Source organism: Bifidobacterium pseudocatenulatum DSM 20438 = JCM 1200 = LMG 10505, from assembly GCF_001025215.1.
GTDB lineage: Bacteria > Actinomycetota > Actinomycetes > Actinomycetales > Bifidobacteriaceae > Bifidobacterium > Bifidobacterium pseudocatenulatum.
The window spans coordinates 710107-731972 of the sequence record NZ_AP012330.1; the positions used below are offsets into that span (position 1 = coordinate 710107).

Sequence of the window (21866 nt, forward strand, 5' to 3'; positions counted from 1 at the left end):
GTCAGAACGCTTTTATGGATGCGGTCGCGGATCAGGCGGCGAAGTACTCCACGCCGGCTGCGAACAGCGGCTGATCCTTCTCGCCGGGCACGTTCTTGAACGTACCGTTGCTGTAACGCTCGGAGTGGCCCATCTTGCCGAACACGCGGCCGTCCGGGCTGGTGATGCCTTCGATGGCCAGCAGTGAACCGTTCGGGTTCACGCTCAGGTCCATGCCCGGCACGCCGGCCTCGTCCACGTACTGCGTGGCGATCTGGCCATTGGCCTTGAGCTGGGCGAGCATATCGTCGGAAGCCACGAAACGGCCTTCGCCGTGGGAGATGGCGATGGTGTGCATGTCGCCCACCTCGGTCTTTGCCAGCCACGGGGAGAGATTCGACGCCACGCGGGTGCGCACCAGACGGCTCTGGTGGCGGCCGATGGTGTTGAACGTCAGCGTCGGGCATTCGGCGGTCATCGGCACGATGTCGCCGTACGGCACCAGGCCGAGTTTGATCAGCGCCTGGAAACCATTGCAGATACCGAGCATCAGACCATCACGGTTGTTCAACAGGTCACGCACCGCTTCGGTAACGGCAGGAGCACGGAAGAACGCGGTGATGAACTTGGCGGAACCATCCGGCTCGTCGCCGCCGGAGAAGCCGCCAGGAATCATGATGATCTGGCTCTTCTTGATTTCCTCAACCAAAGCTGCGGTGGACTCAGCCACAGCAGCAGGGGTGAGGTTGTTCACGATGAGTGTGCTCACGTCGGCACCCGCGCGCTCGAAGGCGGCTGCGGAATCGTATTCGCAGTTGTTGCCGGGGAACACGGGGATGATCACATGCGGCTTGGCGGCGCCGGCGCCGGTGTATACGGTCTTCTTCGGCGCATTGAAGGACACGGTCTCAACGGTCTTGCCCTTTTCATCGCCCTTGGATCGGTACGGGAACACGGATTCGATACCGCCCTCCCAAGCGTCCTGCAGTTCGGCCAGATCCAGCGTCTCACCGGCTGCCACGAACTGGTAGGCCTCGGTGGTCTCGCCGACCTCACTGACCTCAACCAGGTTGGATACGGCCGGAACCTTCGCGGTGTCGGCAAGTTCGATGATGAAGGAACCATAGGCCGGGGCGAACAGGTCGTCCACGCTGATGCCATCGGCCAGCTTCACGCCGATCTGGTTGCCGACCGTCATCTTGAAGATAGCCTCGGCGGTGGCACCGTAGCCAGGCGTGGACACGGCCAGCGCATCGCCGAAATCGGTGAACTCCTCGACTGCGGAGAACACCTCCAGCAGCGAATCCTTGTCCGGTGTGAGGCCGTCGGCCTGGTAACGCGGCGCGATGCGGATCACACGGTGACCAGCGCCCTTGAACTCTGGGGAAGTGGCACGCTTCATGTTGCCCACAGCCACGGCGAAGGAGATCAGGGTCGGCGGAACGTCCAGCTGTTCGAACGTGCCGGACATGGAGTCCTTACCGCCGATTGCGCCAGCGCCTAGATCGACCTGCGCCATCAGAGCGCCCAGTACGGCGGCCATCGGCTTGCCCCAACGCTCCGGCTCGTCGCGTAGCTTCTCGAAGTATTCCTGGAAGCTCAGATACGCTTTCTCATGTTCGAAACCGGCGGCCACCAGCTTCGAGAGCGACTCGACCACAGACAGATAAGCGCCTGTGAACTGGTTCTGCTCCATGATGTACGGGTTGAAGCCCCAAGCCATCGCGGAGGCGGTGGTGGTCTCGCCGAACACCGGCAGCTTGGCGACCATGGCCATGTTCGGGGTCAGCTGCTTCCTGCCGCCGAACGGCATGAGCACGGTGCCTGCGCCGATGGTGGAGTCGAAACGCTCGGAAAGACCCTTGTTGGAAGCCACGTTCAGATCGGTGAGCATGGTGTGCATGCGTTCGGCGAGCGTGCCGGTCTTCCACGGGGTGGCGTAGCCGTGCTGCGCTTCGACATGCACCACCTGATGCTTCGGAGCGCCGTTGGAGGCGAGGAACTCGCGGGACAGATCCACGATCGTGTCGCCGTTCCATACCATCGTCATGCGCGGCTCTTCGGTCACTGTCGCGATGACTTCGGCCTCGAGATTCTCTTCTTTGGCGTAGCCCAGGAACTCGTCCACATCCTCGGCGGCCACGTCCACGGCCATACGCTCCTGGGATTCGGAAATCGCAAGTTCGGTGCCGTCCAGGCCCTCGTACTTCTTCGAAACCTTGTTGAGATCAACATACAGGCCGTCAGCCAGCTCGCCGACCGCCACGGATACGCCGCCGGCGCCGAAATCGTTGCAGCGCTTGATCAGACGGCATGCGTCACCGCGGCGGAACAGACGCTGCAGCTTACGTTCGACGGGAGCATTGCCCTTCTGCACCTCGGCGCCGTCAAGCTCCAAGGATTCGACGTTATGCGCCTTGGACGCGCCGGTGGCGCCGCCGATGCCGTCACGGCCGGTACGCCCGCCGAGCAGGATGACCTTGTCGCCCGGAGCCGGGGTTTCGCGGCGTACATGATCGGCCGGAGTCGCGGCCACAACCGCACCGACCTCCATGCGCTTGGCCACATATCCGGGGTGGTAGATTTCGTCCACCTGACCGGTGGCCAGGCCGATCTGGTTGCCGTAGGAGGAATAACCGGCGGCGGCGGTGGTGACGAGCTTGCGCTGAGGGAGCTTGCCTTCAAGCGTCTCGGACACCGGCACGGTCGGATCGGCGGCACCGGTCACGCGCATGGCCTGATATACGTAGGAACGGCCGGAAAGCGGGTCGCGGATGCAGCCGCCGATGCAGGTTGCCGCACCACCGAACGGTTCGATTTCCGTCGGGTGGTTGTGGGTTTCGTTCTTGAACAGGAACAGCCAATCCTCATCATGGCCATTCACATCAACCTTCACCTTGACGGTGCAGGCGTTGATTTCTTCGGATTCGTCAAGATTCTTCAGAATACCGTTCTTCTTGAGCCACTTCGCGCCGATGGTGCCCATGTCCATAAGGCATACGGGCTTTTCGTCGCGGCCAAGCTCGTGACGCATCTCAAGATACTTATCGAACGCGGCCTGCACGGTCGCGTCGTCAATCTGCACATCATCAAGTTGCGTGCCGAACGTGGTGTGACGGCAATGATCGGACCAATACGTGTCGATCACCTTGATTTCCGTGATTGTCGGATCACGCTGTTCCTCGGTGAAGTGAGCACGGCAGAACTGCAGATCAGCCAAATCCATGGCCAGGCCACGGTCGGCGATGAACTGCTCAAGATCGGCGTCGCTCATGGTGCGGAAACCTTCGATGACCTCCACCTTGCCCGGTACCGGCACCTGCGTCTTCAACGTGGTCTTGGTATCCAGCGAAGCTTCGCGAGCCTCGACCGGGTTGATCACATAATGCTTGATGGCGGCGATGTCGGCGTCGCTCAGCTCGCCTTCAAGTGCATACACCTTGGCGGAACGAACAGTCGGGCGCTCGCCCTGGGAGATCAGCTGAATGCATTCGCTGGCGGAATCCGCACGCTGGTCGAACTGGCCGGGCAGATACTCCACAGCAATCACATTATCAGAACCGAAATCAGGCAAATCGGCGGAAACATTATCGACCTGCGGCTCACTGAACACGGTAGGGGTGGCCTGTGCGAACAGTTCCTCGCTAATGCCTTCCACGTCATAACGATTGACGAGACGCACATTCTTCAGCGATGCGATGCCAAGAATGGTCTTCAGCTCGTTGGCGAGCTGCTTGGCCTCGACATCAAAACCCTGCTTCTTTTCCACGTACACGCGAAAAACCATGGTTGACTCCTTGAAAGAGGGGCTTGGTGAGATTGATAAAAATAAGATTTTTAAAAACGATGAAGCCCGCATCCGAGTTTGTACTGCAGATGCGGGCTATCGCAAGTATTATTCGGCTACTTCAATGCCTTCGGACTTGGCGAGTTCAGCCAAGCGGCTTTCGACCTCTTCGTAAGCCGGAATGATGTCGCCCAGATCGCGGCGGAACAGATCCTTGTCGAGATGCTCGACCTTGCCGGAGCCGTCACGCTGATCCCACAGACGGCAGGAATCAGGCGTAATCTCATCGGCCAGCAGCAGCGTGCCATCGGAAGTGCGACCCATTTCGATTTTGAAATCAACAAGCTTGATGCCGATCTTGGCGAAGATCTCGATCAGGGCTTCGTTGATGCGGCGTGCGAGAGGTGCGATCTCAGCCAGATCCTCACGGGTGCAGACGCCCAACGCAACCAGATCGTCGTCGTTCACGAACGGATCGTGCAGATCATCGTTCTTCAGGAAGTACTCCAGCACCGGCTCCTTGAGCTCGATGCCCTCTTCCACGCCCAAGCGAGAGCAGAAGTGGCCGGCGGCGGTGTTACGCAGCACGATCTCGAGCGGGAACATGGTGACCTTCTTGACCAGCTGGGAGGTTTCGCCCACGCGGGCTACCAGATGGCTGTCGATACCACGCTTCTTGAGCAGATCGAAGATCAGCGTGGTGATGAGGTTGTTCAGCCTGCCCTTGCCGGCGAAGTCTTCCTTCTTCTCGCCGTCACCTGCGGTAGCGGAGTTCTTGTATTCGACCCAGAGCACCTCCGGATCGTCAGTTGCGTACAGTTGCTTGGCTTTGCCCTCGTAGAGCTTTTCCAACTTCTCCATTACTCGCCTTTCCTGGTGTTTGGGAGGTAGATAGTTTGGTGAACTTGACGGTTAACAAGATACCAACGGGAGGCTACAATCGAATGGTTTTTGGGCGCGTTCCGGCAGTCTTCCGTCAGTATCCGGCAATAGTGCGTCAGGCGATGTCGATTTCGAGCGATTCGGCCACATTCTCGGCTTTAGCACGCGCGTCGGCCTCATCTGTTCCGATGGCCAGCGCGACCGCCATACGACGATGGCCGTGCACTTCCGGCTTCGCGAAAATACGCAGATCGGTGCCCGGCTGAGACAAAGCGTTGGCGACGTTGCGGAATTCGGCTTCACCATCGCCCTGAATGACGATCGCATGGCTTGCCGCGACGGCACCGTCCGGGATCGACAAGGCGACATGTTCCTGCGTAATCGGCAAACCGAGAATCGCACGCGCATGCAACGCGAATTCGCTTAACCGTTGCGACGCCATCGTGACCATGCCAGTGTCATGCGGACGTGGGGAGACTTCATTGAACAACACGGAACCGTCGGTCAGCACGAACAATTCCACGCCGAACACACCCCAACCCTTCTCGTCGGAAGCCTTGGCCTTCGCCACCAGACCTTCCACTGCGGTGCACGCTATGCGTTGCGCCTGCGCAAGCACATCCTGTGTGAAGGAGGCCGGTTGCCAGGATTCGCGATAGTCGCCGCTTTCCTGACGCTGTCCGATCGGAGCGCAGGTCACGATGCCGGCGCTGGAGCTGACGGTCAACACCGTCAGCTCGTAATCAAGCGGAGCCAACGCTTCTACAATCACTCGGGAAACGTCTCCCTCGTCGTGCGCGCGACGACCTTCCTGTGCCTCAACCCAAGCCGCATCAATCGCATCGGCGGAACGCACCACGGACTGGCCGTGACCGGAAGAACTCATAATCGGCTTGACCACGCACGGGTAGCCAACCGTTTTTGCCCCAGCGCGAAGCTCTTCCAGCGAGCCTGCGAAGCGGTACGGCGTGGTCGGCAATCCCAATTCCTCATGCGCAAGTACGCGCAAACGTTCGCGATCCATGCAAATGGATGCGATTTCGGCACTTGGCACCACCTGTGCGCCACGCTCGGCCGCGGCAGCCAATTCGCTGGTGGCGATCGCTTCGACTTCCGGAACAATGATGTCCGGCTGAATTTCGTCAAACAATACGCGCAACTGTTCGGCATTGGCCATGTCGAGCACACGGTATTCGTGCGCCACCTGTTGTGCCGGAGCGCCCTCATAGGAATCGGCCGCGCATACCCATGCGCCAAGCCTCATCAGTTCGAGAGCGACTTCCTTGCCCAGCTCGCCGGAGCCAAGAAACAGAACACGAGTCGGATGCTTACCAAGCGGAGTGCCCAAGGCACGATTCTCTTCAGTCATGCCTTCCATTGTGCCATCGGCGTAGGATGGAGTGCATGTCTGAGACGGAACAGGAAGAAACACAGCGACCCCTGACCATCGCCATGGTGGTCGACACGTCGGGAAACCGAGGTAACGGCACGTCGAATTCGGCGTTGCAGTGGGCGGAGGAATTGAAGCGGCAAGGCCATACGGTCAGGCTTGTGGGCATTGGTGCGCCTGAATACCCGGCACGAGTCAACCATGTGCCTCTGGTCAGTTGGGTGGCGAAAAAGCAGCAGATGCAGTTCGCCGAACCGAGCGACACGCTGTTCAGAACCGCGTTCCGAGGCGTGGACGTGGTGCACATCTACACGCCGTTCCGTTTTGGCCAGCATGCGTGCAAAGTCGCCAAACAGATGGGAATCGCGGTTACTGCGGGCTATCATGTGCAGCCGGAGAACATCACGTATTCGGCAGGTCCGCTGAAATATATTCCGGGCATCGACAAGTTCATCTACTGGCTGTTCAATTTGTGGCTGTACCGCAAAATCGACCATGTGCATGTGCCGACCGAGCTTGGCGCAAGTTTGCTGCGTTCTCACGGGTACAAATCGAAACTGCATGTGATTTCCAACGGATATGAATCACGATTCACTGCGAAAACGCAGCGCGATGCGGGGAAGTCTGCTCCGGTTCCGTTCCACATTGTCGCTTCCGGACGATTGACGAACGAAAAGAATCATGTCGCATTAATTCATGCGATCGCCCGTTGCAGGCATGCGCAAGATATTGAACTGACGATTGCCGGCACCGGTCCTTTGAAAAAGAAATTGCAGCGACTCGCCGCACGTTTGCTTTCCCGACCGGCATCGATCGGATTTCATAAGAACACCGAAATGCCCGCGTTGCTGCGTTCCGGCGATTTGCTGGTGCATCCTTCGATTGCCGATCTCGAATCGGTGAGCGTCATTGAAGGTATGGCCGCCGGTTTGGTGCCGGTCATCGCATCGTCTCCGTTGAGCGCCGCAGGCCAGTTCGCGTTACGTGACGAATCGCTATTCCCTGTCGACGATGTGGAAGCGTTGGCAAGGCGCATCGATTGGTGGGTCGATCACCCCGATGAACTGTCGAAATGGGGCGAAATCTATGCCGAACACACTAAAGAGCATTATTCGGTGGCTGCTTCCGTGCGTAAATTCGTGGCTATGGAACGCGAGGCGATCGCCGATAATGCCAATAAGCAAATCAATGCGTAACAATCAGCATAAATGGAACCACATGCGTGATAAATGATCGTAACGTAAGCAAAAAGGCGCGGGATGTAATTCCTGCGCCTTTTTGTTGTTTGTCGTAATGATTATTTTTCCGATTGACAGCGACGATGCGCGCTACAGCAATGCGATCAGCTGCTCCACCTGCTCATCGGTGGTGGCCCAGCTGGTGCAGATGCGCATCACCGTGTGCGTGTCGTCGGCCTTTTCCATGAAGCCGAGGCGCACATTGCGCTGCAAACGCTCGGATGTCGCGTTGTCGAGCGTGATGAAGATCTGATTGGTCGGCGCGTCGAAGGTGAGCGTATAGCCACGTTCCACCAGCACTTCGCGAATACGGTCGGCCGCATCGTTGGCGTGGCGGGCGATCCTGCAATACAGATCGTCGGTGAACAGCGTGTCGAACTGCACGCCCAGCAGCCATCCCTTGGCGAGCAGCGCGCCATGTTGCTTGACGAGCGTCACGAAGTTTTTCGGCATATTGCCGTGCGTGAACACCACGGCCTCACCGAACATGGCTCCGACCTTGGTGCCGCCGATATAGAATACGTCCGCGATACGCGCGATGTCTTCAAGCGTCACGTCGTTGCCGGTTGCGGTCAGCGCGTAGCCAAGTCGTGCGCCGTCGATGAACAACGGCATGTCGTACTTCGTGCAGACCTTGCGGATCGCCTCAAGTTCGGCGAGCGTGTAGAGCGTGCCGTATTCGGTGGCCTGCGAAATGTAGACGCATCCGGGGAACACCATGTGCGTGTAGTTGCCGTCCGCGTAGAACGTGGCGCAGTACTCGTCGAGTTCGGTCGCATCGATTTTGCCGTCATGGTGGGGGAGCGTCAGCACCTTGTGTCCGGTGAATTCGATGGCGCCCGCCTCATGCACGTTCACATGGCCTGTGCTTGCCGCGATTACGCCGGCATACTGCGGTGTGATGGAGTCGATGATGGTCTGGTTGGTCTGCGTGCCACCTACCAGGAAGAAAATCTGTGCGTCAGGGCAGGCGCATGCTTCGCGGATTTTGGCTTTCGCGCTTTCGCAGATGCTGTCGTTGCCGTAACCCGGATATTGGTTTTGTGCGATTTCGCTGATGCGTTCGATGATTTCCGGTGTTGCCGTGCAGGAATAGTCGTTTTCAAAAGACAGCATGATGCGCTCCTTGTATCTGACCTATGCTGATGACTTGCGACCGGCTGTTTGCTGTATTCAAGCCGTCCGGATAGCAAAAGACCTCGGAATTTCTTCCGAGGTCTCTACCGGGGTGGCTAACGCGGCTCGAACGCGCGACCTTCTGAACCACAATCAGATGCTCTACCAACTGAGCTATAGCCACCATGTTTTCGCTTCATGCAGAAGCGCAACAGATGAAAACTATACACGATTTTCCAGCTATGTCTACATCGGCGTGTTGCGCGTGCCTGTCGTCGGCTTGCGCTGTGGATTGTTCATTATGTGAACGGCATATTACACAAATCCGAAACTCACGCGTACCTTGTAGTCGCTGCATGCGTAAGGGTGTGCTGTAATGGCGGTGTGGGCCGTCTCGGAGTGTTTACGGCGTATGCGGATCATCGGCCGAAAAGCTGTGAAATGTGAAGGAAGAGAGATTCATGCAGAAGGTCAAAGCGTTTGGTGATTGGCTCACCAAGTGGTTCACCGCGATTGTGATTGTGTGGGCCGTGTTCAACTATTTCGTGCCGCAGGCAAGCTTGTGGGGCAAATCCTATACCGGTTATTTCCTAGGTATCGTGCTGTTCGGCATGGGTCTTACCTTGACCCTTGACGATTTCAGGCGCATTCTCACCCAGCCTCTGATGGTCATCGTCGGTACCGTGGCCCACTTCGTCATCATGCCGTTGGTAGCTGTGCTGCTGTGCTGGATTTTCCGTCTTGATGGTGCGCTCGCCGTCGGTGTGATTCTGGTCGGCTGCTGCCCGTCCGGAACCTCGTCCAACGTGATGAGCTATCTGAGTCGTGGCGATGTGGCGCTGGACGTGTCCATCGGCATTTTGTCCACGTTGTGCGCGCCGTTCATGATTCCGCTGTTGATGCAGTGGCTGGCTTCCCAGTATGTGTCGGTCCCGGTGGAATCCCTGTTCCTCAATGCGGTCAAGGTGGTGCTGTTCCCGATCGCTCTTGGCGTGATCTGCCATGCTATTTTCGGCGAGAAGATCGAGAAGATTACGGTCGCTCTGCCGATCGTGTCCCAGGTGGCCATCCTGCTTATCATCGGCGTGGTCGTCGCAGCCAACGGTCCGAAGCTGTTCGTGGCTTCCTCGCTGCTTGCCATCCCGGTGGTCATTCTGCACAACCTGTGCGGATACGCGTTGGGCTTCGGTTTCTCCAAACTTATGTACAAGGTATATCCGAAGGGCTTCCGTTATGCACAGCAGAAAGCCATCACCTTCGAGGTCGGCATGCAGGATTCCGCTTTGGGAGCGACTTTGGCGCTGACGTCGTTCGCTTCCAATCCGTTGGCCGCGGTGCCGTCCACGTTCTTCAGCGTTTGGCACAACATTTCCGGTTCCGTGCTGTCCAGCTGGTGGCGTGAGCATGATGACAGGCATCAGATCCATCCTGATTCCGACAATGGCGAGAAGGGCTCGGCTGCGAAGGCCCGCGAAGACGCTGCCGAAACAGCTAACAGCTGACATTCGTCAGTAGATTCCGTCGTCATATTGCGCATTCCCTGAATCTTTCAAAACGATTCAGGGAATGTTTTGTTTTGAGTGGTGCAAACGTGTCATTGTGATGTTTTGTTGCTTTGCGCTGATGTAGGCAAAATGATTGAAATTATTGGGATTTAAGGGTGTCTTCACCCGTGTTTTTTGTTCGTTTTGGGGTATACTGTAACTGAAGGCCGGAGTTGTGGATCAGTCGAGAATTCGTCAGGTCGCAACGAAGCGCCGATGGCCGTGAGGTTCATGCGCAACGCCTTTAAGATATAACTGAACAATAGCGATTCGAAACAGCGGCAATGGGGTAGTACGGCGCAGGCGCCGGGCCGCAAATGCAAAACAGACAACGAGACTGAAGAGTGCGCGTAAGGTAGCGCGTAGCAAAGAAGTGGGAACCTCCTTCCCGAGTGGATGGCCCCGGATTCGAAAGGATCCGGGGCCATTCCTTTTGCGATTTGCGACACGGCATGTTGGAATGTCTTGGGAATCCGTATACTGATAATTCGTGTGTGCCAACGGCATGCCTTATGTGACAGGCGTGCGGGTTGGGATATCCCGGAACTCGATTGCATCACGCGCAGCAATGCGACGGTGAGAGAGGGATGGGCCATCGGGCCGGTGGACTGTGGCTATCTTCACGATTCAGATGCGTGGAGTGTGGGTGCAGTGCGGCGGTCACACAAAAGCAAGAGAAACCACTGAATCGGAGAATTCAAGTTGCCTACTATTGAACAGCTCGTCCGTAAGGGACGTCAGGCAAAGCCGAAGAAGTCCAAGACTTTGGCACTGAAGGGAAGCCCGCTGCGCCGCGGCGTGTGCACCCGTGTTTACACCACCACCCCGAAGAAGCCGAACTCGGCACTGCGTAAGGTCGCTCGTGTGCGCCTGAGCTCCGGTGTGGAAGTCACCGCTTACATCCCGGGCGAAGGCCACAACCTGCAGGAGCACTCCATTGTGCTCGTGCGCGGCGGCCGTGTCAAGGATCTGCCGGGTGTTCGTTACCACATCGTTCGTGGCGCCCTCGATACCCAGGGTGTGAAGGATCGCAAGCAGGGTCGTTCCCTGTACGGAGCAAAGAAGGCGAAGTAAGAGATATGTCACGTAAAGGACCTTCCAAGAAGCATCAGCTGCTGCCGGATCCGATTTACGGTTCCACTGTTGTGGCACAGCTCATCAACAAGATTCTGCTCGACGGCAAGAAGTCGATCGCCGAAGACATCGTCTACTCCGCTCTCGATATGGTCAAGGAAAAGACTGATCAGGAGCCGGTGGCAGTGCTTAAGCGCGCTCTTGACAACATCCGTCCATCCCTCGAGGTTCGCTCCCGCCGCGTCGGTGGCGCTACCTACCAGGTTCCGGTCGAAGTGAAGCCGGCTCGTGCGAACACTCTGTCCCTGCGCTGGCTGACCGACTTCTCCCGCGCCCGTCGTGAGAAGACCATGGCTGAGCGTCTGGCCAACGAAATCCTCGATGCCTCCAATGGCCTTGGTGCTTCTGTCAAGCGTCGCGAGGATACTCATAAGATGGCAGAGGCCAACAAGGCCTTCGCTCATTACCGCTGGTAATTAGTCGAGAACGAGAGTTAAGGAACACTCATGGCACTAGACGTGCTCAATGATCTCAACCAGATCCGTAACATCGGCATCATGGCTCACATCGATGCCGGTAAGACCACTACCACCGAACGTATCCTGTACTACACCGGCAAGAACTACAAGATCGGCGAGACCCATGACGGTGCCTCGACGATGGATTTCATGGCTCAGGAGCAGGAACGCGGCATCACCATCCAGTCCGCTGCAACCACTTGCTTCTGGAACCGTCAGACCCATGACGAGAAGCAGAAGTTCCAGATCAACATCATCGATACCCCAGGCCACGTGGACTTCACGGCCGAGGTGGAGCGCTCCCTGCGCGTGCTCGATGGTGCCGTTGCCGTGTTCGACGGCAAGGAAGGTGTGGAGCCGCAGTCCGAGACCGTGTGGCGTCAGGCTGACAAGTACGGCGTTCCGCGTATCTGCTTCATCAACAAGATGGATAAGCTCGGCGCTGACTTCTACTACTCCGTCGACACCATCAAAACCAAGCTGGGCGCGACCCCGCTTGTCGTACAGCTGCCGATCGGCGCTGAGAACGACTTCGCTGGCGTTGTCGATCTGATTCGTATGAAGGCTTACGTCTGGAACGACGTTTCCGGCGACATGGGCGCTCACTACGACACTACCGACATCCCGGCCGATCTGCAGGACAAGGCCGAGCAGTATCGTGCAGAGTTGCTCGACCAGGTCGCAGAATCCGACGAAGAGCTGCTTGAGAAGTATCTCGAGTCCGGCGAACTGACTGAGGACGAGATCCGTAGCGGCATCCGTAAGCTCACCATTAACCGTGAAGCCTACCCGGTGCTCTGCGGCTCCGCCTTCAAGGACAAGGGTGTTCAGCCGATGCTGGACGCCGTCGTCGACTACCTGCCGAGCCCGGAGGACGTTCCGTCCATCGTCGGTTTCGATCCTAAGGACGAATCCATCGAGATCGATCGCAAGCCGACCACCGATGATCCGTTCTCTGCCCTGGTCTTCAAGATCTCTACCCACCCGTTCTATGGCAAGCTCGTGTTCGTGCGCGTCTACTCCGGCGCCGTCACCCCGGGCGACACCGTGCTTGACTCCACCAAGGGCAAGAAGGAACGCGTCGGCAAGATCTTCCAGATGCACGCCGACAAGGAGAACCCGGTCGATGCCGCCGAAGCCGGCAACATCTACACCTTCGTGGGCCTGAAGAACATCACCACCGGTGACACCCTGTGCGACGAAAAGGCGCCTATCTCCCTCGAATCCATGACCTTCCCGGATCCGGTGATCGAGGTGGCCGTGGAGCCGAAGACCAAGGCCGATCAGGAGAAGATGAGCATCGCTCTGGCGAAGCTGTCCGACGAAGATCCGACCTTCCAGGTGAAGACCGACGAAGAGTCCGGCCAGACCCTGATCTCCGGCATGGGCGAGCTGCAGCTCGACATCATCGTCGACCGTATGCGTCGTGAATTCAAGGTGGAGTGCAACGTGGGTAACCCGCAGGTTGCATACCGTGAGACGATCCGCAAGGCCGTCATGAACCAGGAATACACGCACAAGAAGCAGACCGGTGGTTCCGGCCAGTTCGCAAAGGTCTTGATGAACTTCGAGCCGCTCAACACCGAAGAGGGCGAGACCTACGAGTTCGTCAACGAGGTCACCGGTGGCCACATCACCAAGGAATTCATTCCTTCCATCGATGCTGGTGTGCAGGAAGCCATGGAATCCGGCGTGCTCGCCGGCTTCCCGGTGGTTGGCGTCAAGGCTACCGTCACTGACGGCCAGGTCCACGACGTCGATTCCTCCGAAATGGCCTTCAAGATCGCAGGTTCCATGTGCTTCAAGGAAGCTGCTCCGAAGGCCAAGCCGGTCATCCTCGAGCCGATCATGGCCGTGGAAGTGCGTACTCCGGAAGAGTACATGGGCGACGTGATGGGCGATATCAACGCCCGTCGTGGTTCCATCCAGTCCATGACCGACTCCACCGGTGTCAAGGTCATCGACGCCAAGGTTCCGCTGTCCGAAATGTTCGGCTACATCGGCGACCTTCGCTCCAAGACCCAGGGCCGCGCAATGTTCACCATGCAGATGGACTCCTACGCTGAGGTTCCGAAGAACGTCTCCGAGGAGATCATCAAGGCCCAGCGCGGCGAGTGACACGCGCTGCCGCTTAAGTGGAAACTGTCTCCAGTCAGCGCTAGTATTTTGTAGCGCTGACTGGGTTCGGGCTCCAAAGTGGCACAAACCCGTCAAACCCAGTAAAATGTAGCGAGTGCCTTGAAGTGAGTTCAAGGCTTACTACGAGACGTCCAGGAGGACAAAACACATGGCAAAGGAAAAGTACGAGCGTACTAAGCCGCACGTTAACATTGGTACCATCGGCCACGTCGATCACGGTAAGACTACCCTGACCGCAGCCATCTCCAAGGTCCTGCACGAAGAGTACCCGGACATCAACCCGGCTTACGACTTCAACCAGATCGACGCCGCTCCGGAAGAGCAGCAGCGTGGTATCACCATCAACATCGCCCACATCGAGTACCAGACCGCTGAGCGTCACTACGCTCACGTCGACTGCCCGGGCCACGCCGACTTCGTGAAGAACATGATCACTGGCGCTGCCCAGATGGATGGCGCTATCCTCGTTGTGGCCGCCACCGACGGCCCGATGGCTCAGACCCGCGAGCACGTGCTGCTCGCTCGTCAGGTGGGCGTGCCGCGTATCCTCGTCGCTCTGAACAAGTGCGATATGGTCGACGACGAAGAGCTCATCGAGCTTGTTGAGGAAGAGGTCCGTGACCTCCTCGACGAAAACGGCTTCGATCGCGATTGCCCGGTCATCCACACCTCCGCTTACGGCGCGCTGCACGACGACGCTCCGGATCACGAGAAGTGGGTTGAGTCCGTCAAGGAACTCATGAAGGCTGTCGACGAGTACATCCCGACCCCGACTCACGATCTGGACAAGCCGTTCCTGATGCCGATCGAAGATGTCTTCACCATCTCCGGCCGTGGCACCGTGGTTACCGGCCGTGTCGAGCGTGGTAAGCTCCCGGTCAACTCCAACGTCGAGATCGTTGGTATCCGTCCGACCCAGACCACCACCGTCACCTCCATCGAGACCTTCCACAAGCAGATGGATGAGTGCGAGGCTGGCGACAACACCGGTCTGCTGCTCCGCGGCATCAACCGTGACCAGGTCGAGCGTGGCCAGGTTCTGGCTGCTCCGGGCTCCGTGACCCCGCACACCAAGTTCGAGGGCGAAGTCTACGTGCTGACCAAGGACGAAGGCGGCCGTCACTCGCCGTTCTTCTCCAACTACCGTCCGCAGTTCTACTTCCGTACCACCGACGTCACCGGCGTTATCACCCTGCCGGAAGGCGTTGAGATGGTGCAGCCGGGCGATCACGCTACCTTCGGCGTTGAGCTGATCCAGCCGATCGCTATGGAGGAGGGCCTGACCTTCGCAGTGCGCGAAGGCGGCCACACCGTCGGCTCGGGCCGTGTCACCAAGATCATCGAGTAGTTTCTGCTTGATATCAAGGCACGCTTGAACTAGCGTTTTTTAGGAAAACCTCCCGAGGCATGTTCGCCGAGGGAGGTTTTCCTATATATGGAAGGCTTACCGACAAAGTATGCACACCGTGGCATAATGAGCAAGGCTCTTTTAAGCTTTCCCTGTTAGACGAAGAAATAGGTGAGTTAATTTGGCACAGACTACCAATGACATCAAGAACGGTTCCGTCCTGAACCTCGATGGCCAGCTGTGGGCCGTCATCAAGTTCCAGCACGTCAAGCCGGGCAAGGGCCCCGCTTTCGTGCGCACCACCATCAAGAACGTCCTCTCGGGCAAGATCGTTGACAAGACCTTCAATGCCGGCATGAAGATGGAATTCGAAACCGTCGACAACCGCAACCTCCAGTACTCCTACGAGGACGGCGACAACTTCGTGTTCATGGATATGACCACCTACGATCAGATCTACATTCCGAAGACTCTCGTCGGCGATCAGGCCAAGTTCCTGCTGGAAGGAACCGACTGCGTCGTGTCCTTCCACGACGGCACCCCGCTGTCCGTCGAACTGCCGGCTTCCGTGATCCTGACCGTTACCCATACCGAACCGGGTCTGCAGGGCAACCGTTCCAACGCCGGTACCAAGCCGGCCACCGTTGAGACCGGTGCCGAGATTCAGGTTCCGCTGTTCATCGGCGAAGGTGAGAAGGTCAAGGTGAACACCACCGACGGCTCCTACCTCGGCCGCGAGAACTGAGAGTAAGGACGAAAGAAGTTTCATGGCACGTTCCACCGCTCGTAAGAGGGCTCTGAATACGTTGTATGAAGCGGATGAGAAGGGACAGGACATCCTGTCCCTTCTTGCTGAGCGCATTGAGCAGCCCGGCGCCCAGACTCCGCTGCCTGAATACGCCATCGAAATCGTTCGTGGCGTTGCGGAACATATCGCAGCCATCGATTCCACGCTTGACGAGCATTCCACCGGTTGGAAGGTCAAGCGTATGGGCGTTGTCGATCGCAATATTCTGCGTATCGCCGCATGGGAGATCATGTTCAATGATGATGTTCCCAATATGGTGGCCATCGACGAGGCGCTTGGCCTTGCCAAGACGTTGTGTGATGACGAATCACCGGCATTCATCCACGGTCTGCTCAGCGCGGTAAGCGCTGATGCGGATGCCGCTCAAGTGGATGAGCAACCGACCGAACCTTCAGCTGAATAAAGCTGAAAGTTAAGCGATTCGGCCGGGTCGCGAGTCCTAACCGGCCGCTATCCTTGGTACGAATACCTTGACTATAAGGGGGTTTTGGTGAACCAGTATGATTCCGAAGCCGTGATGTTTGACCCTCAAGATGCCGTTCTCGTTCTCGAAGACGGGCAGGTGTATGTGGGTGAACCTTACGGCGCGATCGGCACGACCAGCGGGGAGATCGTTTTCGCAACCGGTATGACCGGATATCAGGAAACGCTTACGGACCCCAGCTACGATCGTCAGATCGTGGTGCAGACGTTCCCACACATTGGGGACACGGGAATCAATGGGGAGGATCCAGAATCCTCACGAATCTGGGTTGCCGGTTATGTTGTGCGCGATCCCAGCCCGAATGTGAGCAATTGGCGTGCCACCGGCAGCCTCGATGACGATTTGGAATCCAATCACATCGTTGGCATCAGCCGAATCGACACTCGCAAGCTTGTACGCCACCTGCGTTCCGCAGGCGTGATGCGTGCAGGTATTTTCTCCGGTGATGCTCTGCTTGACGCCAATGGCAAGCTGCGTACCATCGAGTCCATGCTTGACGAGGTCAAGTCCACTCCGCAGATGAAGGGGATGAGCCTCTACGACGAAGTCAGCACCAAAGAAGCCTATACCATCGAGCCGTGTGGTGAATTCGAAGGCAAGGAACCGCTGTTCACCGTCGCCGCGGTCGATCTCGGCATCAAGGCCATGACTCCGCATCGTATGGCCGAGCGTGGCTGCCGTGTACATGTGGTGCCATCCACCATCACGTTCGATGAGCTTGAAGCCCTCAATCCTGACGGTGTCTTCTTCTCCAACGGTCCGGGAGATCCGGAACAGGCTGATCCTGAAGTGAACCTGCTTCGCCAGGTACTTGACGCAGGTCATCCGTTCTTCGGCATCTGCTTCGGTAACCAGCTGCTCGGCCGTGCGCTCGGCTTCGGCACATATAAGCTGAAGTTCGGTCACCGCGGCATCAATCAGCCGGTCAAAGACATGACCACCGGCAAAATCGAAATCACCGCGCACAACCACGGCTTTGCTGTTGACGCGCCGATCGGCGAAACCGTTGACGCGCCGTTTGAAAACGGCAAGTACGGCAAGGTGTTCGTCAGCCACATCGATCTGAATGACAACGTGGTTGAAGGCCTGCAGTGCGTTGATATTCCGGCATTCTCCGTGCAATACCATCCGGAGGCCGCAGCCGGCCCGCACGATGCCGCATACCTGTTCGATCGTTTCGTGGATCTCATGCGTTCCGCCAAGGAGGGAACCCACAATGCCTAAGCGCACAGACATCAAGTCCGTGATGGTCATCGGCTCCGGTCCGATTGTGATCGGCCAGGCCGCAGAATTCGATTACTCGGGCACTCAGGCCTGCCGCGTGTTGCGTGAGGAAGGCATCCGAGTCATTCTCGTCAACTCCAACCCGGCCACCATCATGACCGATCCGGAAATGGCGGATGCCACCTACATCGAGCCGATTTCCACGCCGATTCTCGAGCAGATCATCGCCAAGGAACGTCCTGACGCGCTGCTGCCGACCTTGGGTGGCCAGACCGCGCTGAACGCGGCCATGGCGTTGGGTGAGGCCGGTGTGCTCAAGAAGTACAACGTCGAGCTGATCGGTGCTTCTCTGGAAGCCATCGATCGCGGCGAGGATCGTGAGCTCTTCAAAAAGGTCGTTGAGGAAGCTGGTGCAGAATCCGCACGTTCCGACATCGCACACTCCATTGAAGAAGTCGACAAGATCGCCGAAAAGTTCGGTTATCCGCTGGTCGTGCGCCCAAGCTTCACCATGGGTGGCCTTGGTTCCGGCATCGCGCACGACGAAGAGGAACTGCACCGCATCGCAGGCGCAGGCATCCATTATTCTCCGACCGACGAGGTGCTGATCGAAGAAGGCATCGAAGGCTGGAAGGAATACGAACTCGAGCTGATGCGCGACAAGAAAGACAATGTCGTGGTCGTCTGCCCGATTGAGAACGTGGATCCTGTCGGCGTGCACACCGGCGATTCCATTACCGTGGCGCCTGTGTTCACTCTGACCGATCGCGAGTATCAGAAGCTTCGTGACATCGGCATCGCCATCATTCGTGGCGTGGGCGTCGATACCGGCGGCTGCAACATCCAGTTCGCCATCAACCCGAACACCGGACGCATCATCGTCATCGAAATGAACCCGCGTGTGTCCCGTTCCTCCGCTCTGGCATCCAAGGCGACCGGCTTCCCGATTGCGAAGATCGCCACCAAGCTGGCTCTTGGCTACACGCTCGACGAAATCCAGAACGATATCACGCAGTCCACTCCGGCCAGCTTCGAGCCGACCATCGACTACGTGGTCACCAAGGTCCCGCGTTTCGCCTTCGAAAAGTTCCCGGGTGCCGATCCGACGCTGACCACTTCCATGAAGTCCGTGGGCGAGGCCATGGCTCTGGCAGGCAACTTCCAGGAATCCCTCGGCAAGGCCATGCGTTCCATCGACAAGCGTCATATGGGCTTCAACTGGGACGGCGACAAGCCTGACGTACAGGAAGTCGAGCAGCTGTTGGAAGCCATCAAGGTGCCGACCGAGCATCGTTATCTGCAGATCCAGCGCGCCCTGTGGGGAGGCGCCACCGAACAGCAGATCTTCGATGCCACCAAGATCGACCCGTGGTTCATCCGCCAGTTTGTACTCATCAACGAGACCGCCCTTGAAATCAAGGAAGCGAGCAAGCTGAGCCGCAAGCTGCTAAAGAAGGCGAAGCTGGCAGGTCTTTCCGACCTTCAGATCGCACACCTGCGCCACTTGGGCGACGAAGGCGAAAACACGATCCGCGAACTGCGTTGGTCGTATGATCTTCGTCCGGTTTTCAAGACGGTCGATACCTGCGCTGCCGAATTCGACGCGGTCACGCCGTACTATTACTCCTGCTATGCGGACGAAAGTGAACTGCGTCCGCGTGAGCGTGAAGCCGTGATCATTCTCGGCTCCGGTCCGAACCGTATCGGCCAGGGCATCGAGTTCGACTACACCTGCGTACATGCCGTGCAGGAGCTGGGCAAGGACTATGACACCATCATGGTCAACTGCAACCCGGAAACCGTGTCCACCGATTACGACATGTCCGATCGTTTGTACTTCGAGCCGCTTACCTTCGAAGACGTACTCGAAATCTACGAGGCCGAAAAGAAGATGGGTCCGGTCAAGGGCGTTATCGTTCAGCTCGGTGGCCAGACCCCGCTGTCTCTGGCGGCTCGTCTGAAGGCTGCCGGTGTTCCGATTCTCGGTACCACGCCTGAATCCATCGATCTGGCTGAAAACCGTGAGCTCTTCGGCGAAGTGCTGAAGAAGGCCGAGATGAACGCGCCTCGCTATGGCACCGCTCTGAGCCTTGACGAAGCCCGTGAGGCGGCTCATAACATCGGTTATCCGGTGCTGGTGCGCCCGAGCTACGTGCTTGGCGGTCGCGGCATGGAAATCGTGTACGATGACGCCCAGCTGTGCAAGTATGTGGATCGCGCATTGAAGGAAGCTCAGGCCGATACCGTGGTTTCTGGCCGTCTGCCTTCTCCGTTGCTGATCGACAAGTTCCTGCAGGATGCCGTGGAAATCGACGTCGACGCCTTGTTCGATGGCGAAGAGCTGTATATCGGCGGCATTATGGAACATGTTGAGGAAGCTGGCGTTCATTCCGGTGACGCCGCATGCACTCTGCCTCCGAGCACCCTTTCCGATGACCAGATCCGCCGTCTGCGCGAAGGCACCTATGCCATCGCCAAGGGCTGTGGCGTGCAAGGCCTGATCAACGTGCAGTACGCCTTCATGGCCAACACCCTGTACGTTATCGAGGCGAACCCGCGTGCCTCCCGTACCGTGCCGTTCGCATCCAAGGCGACCGGTGTGGCACTGGCCAAGGCCGCGGCCCGCATTATGGCCGGCGAAACCATCCAGCAGCAGCGCGATAACGGCTTGCTGCTGCCTCATGGAGACGGTGGTGACATTCGCCGCGGCCAGCAGGTTGCCGTCAAGGAATCCGTGCTTCCGTTCAAGCGCTTCCGTACGCCGCTCGGCAAGACCGTAGACGTGCTGCTCGGACCGGAAATGCGTTCCACCGGCGAAGTCATGGGCTTCGACCGTGACTTCCCGCATGCGTTCGCCAAGAGCCAGCTGGCCGCCTACGATGGCGGTCTGCCGACCAGCGGCAACGTGTTCATTTCCGTGAACGATACCGACAAGCGTCAGCTGCCGTTGTTCGCTGCGCGACTGGTGGAGCTTGGATTCAACATCTGGGCCACCGAAGGCACCGCATCCGTGCTTCGTCGTTACGGCATCGAGTCCAAGATCGTCGACAAGATCAGCGTGCGTATGGATTCCAATCCGGACGATCCGATCACCACCTACCATGCGGAGGGCAGCGTCGGCAAGAACGTCGTTCAGCTGATCGAAGAGGGTGCCATTGATCTGATTCTCAACACGCCGAATTCTCGTGGCTCCCGTTCCGACGGTTACGCCATCCGTTCGGCCGCTATTGCCGCGGATTTGCCTCAGTTCACCACCATGACGGAATTCTCCGCCGTATTGATGGCCATCGAGGCCGTGCGTAATAATGATTATCAGATCATGAGCATTCAGGATCATTCCCAGCAGCTATTCGAGTTGGAAAGCCGTGAGTAATGATGAGCAGCCTCAGCAGTGAAGAAATGAGTGCCCAGCGTTCGGACTTCGGTCTGCGACTGAGCAATTCCATGGCCCAATATGGTCCGCTATGCGTGGGAATCGATCCACACAGGCAGCTTCTTACTGACTGGGGCTACAACGTAGACGCATTGGGTGCCGAACTATACTCCATGCGTATGCTGCAGGCAGCCAATGGGCGAGCGGCAGCTGTCAAATTCCAGTTCTCCATGTTCGAGCGCTACGGTTCGAAAGGTATCGCAGCGCTCGAGCGGGTACTGTACGCAGCCCGTCAAATGGGTATCATCACCATCGTTGACTGCCTGCATGGAGGCTTGCCGACTACGGTGTCCGCATTCGCCGATGTCTATTTCAAGCCGAGGTCTCCGTTGCTTGCCGACGCCATCACTTTGCTGCCATATTATGGCGCACGCTCGTTGGGCGGTGTCATTAACGATGCCCTGAACAACGGTCGAGGTGTATTCATTGCATCGCTGACCTCGAACCAAGAGGGCGCCAGCCTGCAGACCGCCATTCGTCAGGCAGGCGAGTACAAGGGCAGAACAGTGGCGTACGGCATTGCCAGCACGGCTCAGAAGTTCAATAAGGGCAATGACGGTATGGGTTCCGTAGGCTTGATCATCGGTGCCACCATCGGTCAGTGGATCAATGATTCCGGTGTCGATCCAGCCAAGTTCACTGGTCCTATTCTGTCTCCGGGCTACGGATGGCAGGGTGCTGAAACCCGCGACCTCAAGACGGTGTTCAAAGGCACCAAGGGCAATGTGCTCGTCACCGTGTCTCGCTTCATCGCCACGCATGGTCCGGATATTTCCAGTTTGGCCGCGGCTACGGAATCCGTGGCGCTCGATATTCGTCAAGCGCTCATCGAGGCCCAGAACGAAGTCGATGATGAGATTTTGGATGATGAAGAAGACGAGTAAATCATCATCGATTTGTCA

Annotated in this window: 14 protein-coding genes, 1 tRNA gene and 1 pseudogene; 11 read left to right on the plus strand and 5 right to left on the minus strand. The window is 57.9% G+C overall.

The genetic code is table 11. The features are described 5' to 3' along the window. Positions 1-31: 31 nt before the first annotated feature. The 3 genes from BBPC_RS02935 to purT form a co-directional block, all read right to left on the minus strand. The gene (locus tag BBPC_RS02935; protein ID WP_004219530.1) at positions 32-3766 is read right to left on the minus strand and encodes a phosphoribosylformylglycinamidine synthase; all 3735 of its coding nucleotides are present in this window, start codon (positions 3764-3766) and stop codon (positions 32-34) included. Between the two features lie 108 nt (positions 3767-3874). Then, on the minus strand, positions 3875-4627 hold the full coding sequence (purC, locus tag BBPC_RS02940; protein WP_004219527.1) for a phosphoribosylaminoimidazolesuccinocarboxamide synthase: 753 nt from the start codon (positions 4625-4627) through the stop codon (positions 3875-3877). A gap of 136 nt (positions 4628-4763) precedes the next feature. Continuing rightward, entirely contained in the window at positions 4764-6017 is a 1254-nt protein-coding gene (gene purT / locus BBPC_RS02945; protein WP_033524284.1) for a formate-dependent phosphoribosylglycinamide formyltransferase, read from the minus strand. 26 nt (positions 6018-6043) lie between these two features. Between purT and BBPC_RS02950 the strand changes: the two genes are divergently transcribed. Beyond that, complete coding sequence (locus BBPC_RS02950; protein ID WP_004219521.1) at positions 6044-7234, plus strand: glycosyltransferase; 1191 nt, start codon at positions 6044-6046, stop codon at positions 7232-7234. Positions 7235-7366: 132 nt separating this feature from the next. On the opposite strand, the gene BBPC_RS02955 is transcribed toward BBPC_RS02950, so the two are convergent. Further along, positions 7367-8392 carry a threonine aldolase family protein gene (locus BBPC_RS02955; RefSeq protein ID WP_004219520.1) on the minus strand — a complete coding sequence of 342 codons (1026 nt, stop codon included), beginning with the start codon at positions 8390-8392 and terminating at the stop codon, positions 7367-7369. Positions 8393-8503: 111 nt separating this feature from the next. Then, positions 8504-8576 (minus strand) — tRNA-His (locus tag BBPC_RS02960). A gap of 277 nt (positions 8577-8853) precedes the next feature. On the opposite strand from BBPC_RS02960, the gene BBPC_RS02965 reads away from it, so the two are divergent. From BBPC_RS02965 to pyrF, 10 genes and pseudogenes are all read left to right on the plus strand, one after another. Then, positions 8854-9894, plus strand: coding sequence for a bile acid:sodium symporter family protein (locus tag BBPC_RS02965; protein WP_033524271.1), 1041 nt, complete (start codon positions 8854-8856; stop codon positions 9892-9894). Positions 9895-10638: 744 nt separating this feature from the next. After that, entirely contained in the window at positions 10639-11010 is a 372-nt protein-coding gene (gene rpsL, locus BBPC_RS02970; RefSeq protein WP_003808601.1) for a 30S ribosomal protein S12, read from the plus strand. 5 nt (positions 11011-11015) lie between these two features. Next, positions 11016-11486 (plus strand): 30S ribosomal protein S7, encoded by a 471-nt coding sequence (gene rpsG, locus BBPC_RS02975; RefSeq protein WP_003836460.1) that lies wholly within the window; start codon positions 11016-11018, stop codon positions 11484-11486. A 30-nt stretch (positions 11487-11516) separates the two neighbouring features. After that, on the plus strand, positions 11517-13646 hold the full coding sequence (fusA, locus tag BBPC_RS02980; RefSeq protein WP_004219516.1) for an elongation factor G: 2130 nt from the start codon (positions 11517-11519) through the stop codon (positions 13644-13646). A gap of 169 nt (positions 13647-13815) precedes the next feature. Continuing rightward, positions 13816-15015, plus strand: a complete 1200-nt coding sequence (gene tuf / locus BBPC_RS02985; protein WP_003836467.1) for an elongation factor Tu — start codon at positions 13816-13818, stop codon at positions 15013-15015. 181 nt (positions 15016-15196) lie between these two features. After that, positions 15197-15760 (plus strand): elongation factor P, encoded by a 564-nt coding sequence (efp, locus tag BBPC_RS02990; RefSeq protein WP_003836469.1) that lies wholly within the window; start codon positions 15197-15199, stop codon positions 15758-15760. 22 nt (positions 15761-15782) lie between these two features. Beyond that, positions 15783-16223 (plus strand): annotated as a pseudogene (gene nusB, locus BBPC_RS02995) (transcription antitermination factor NusB); the annotation flags it as partial. 117 nt (positions 16224-16340) lie between these two features. Then, positions 16341-17531 (plus strand): glutamine-hydrolyzing carbamoyl-phosphate synthase small subunit, encoded by a 1191-nt coding sequence (gene carA / locus BBPC_RS03000; protein WP_033524285.1) that lies wholly within the window; start codon positions 16341-16343, stop codon positions 17529-17531. Next, positions 17524-20904, plus strand: coding sequence for a carbamoyl-phosphate synthase large subunit (gene carB / locus BBPC_RS03005; RefSeq protein ID WP_004219514.1), 3381 nt, complete (start codon positions 17524-17526; stop codon positions 20902-20904). The genes carA and carB overlap by 8 nt, the downstream gene beginning before the upstream one ends. 2 nt (positions 20905-20906) lie before the next feature. Beyond that, the gene (gene pyrF, locus BBPC_RS03010) at positions 20907-21848 is read left to right on the plus strand and encodes an orotidine-5'-phosphate decarboxylase (RefSeq protein WP_022244927.1); all 942 of its coding nucleotides are present in this window, start codon (positions 20907-20909) and stop codon (positions 21846-21848) included. The last annotated feature ends 18 nt before the right edge of the window (positions 21849-21866 follow it).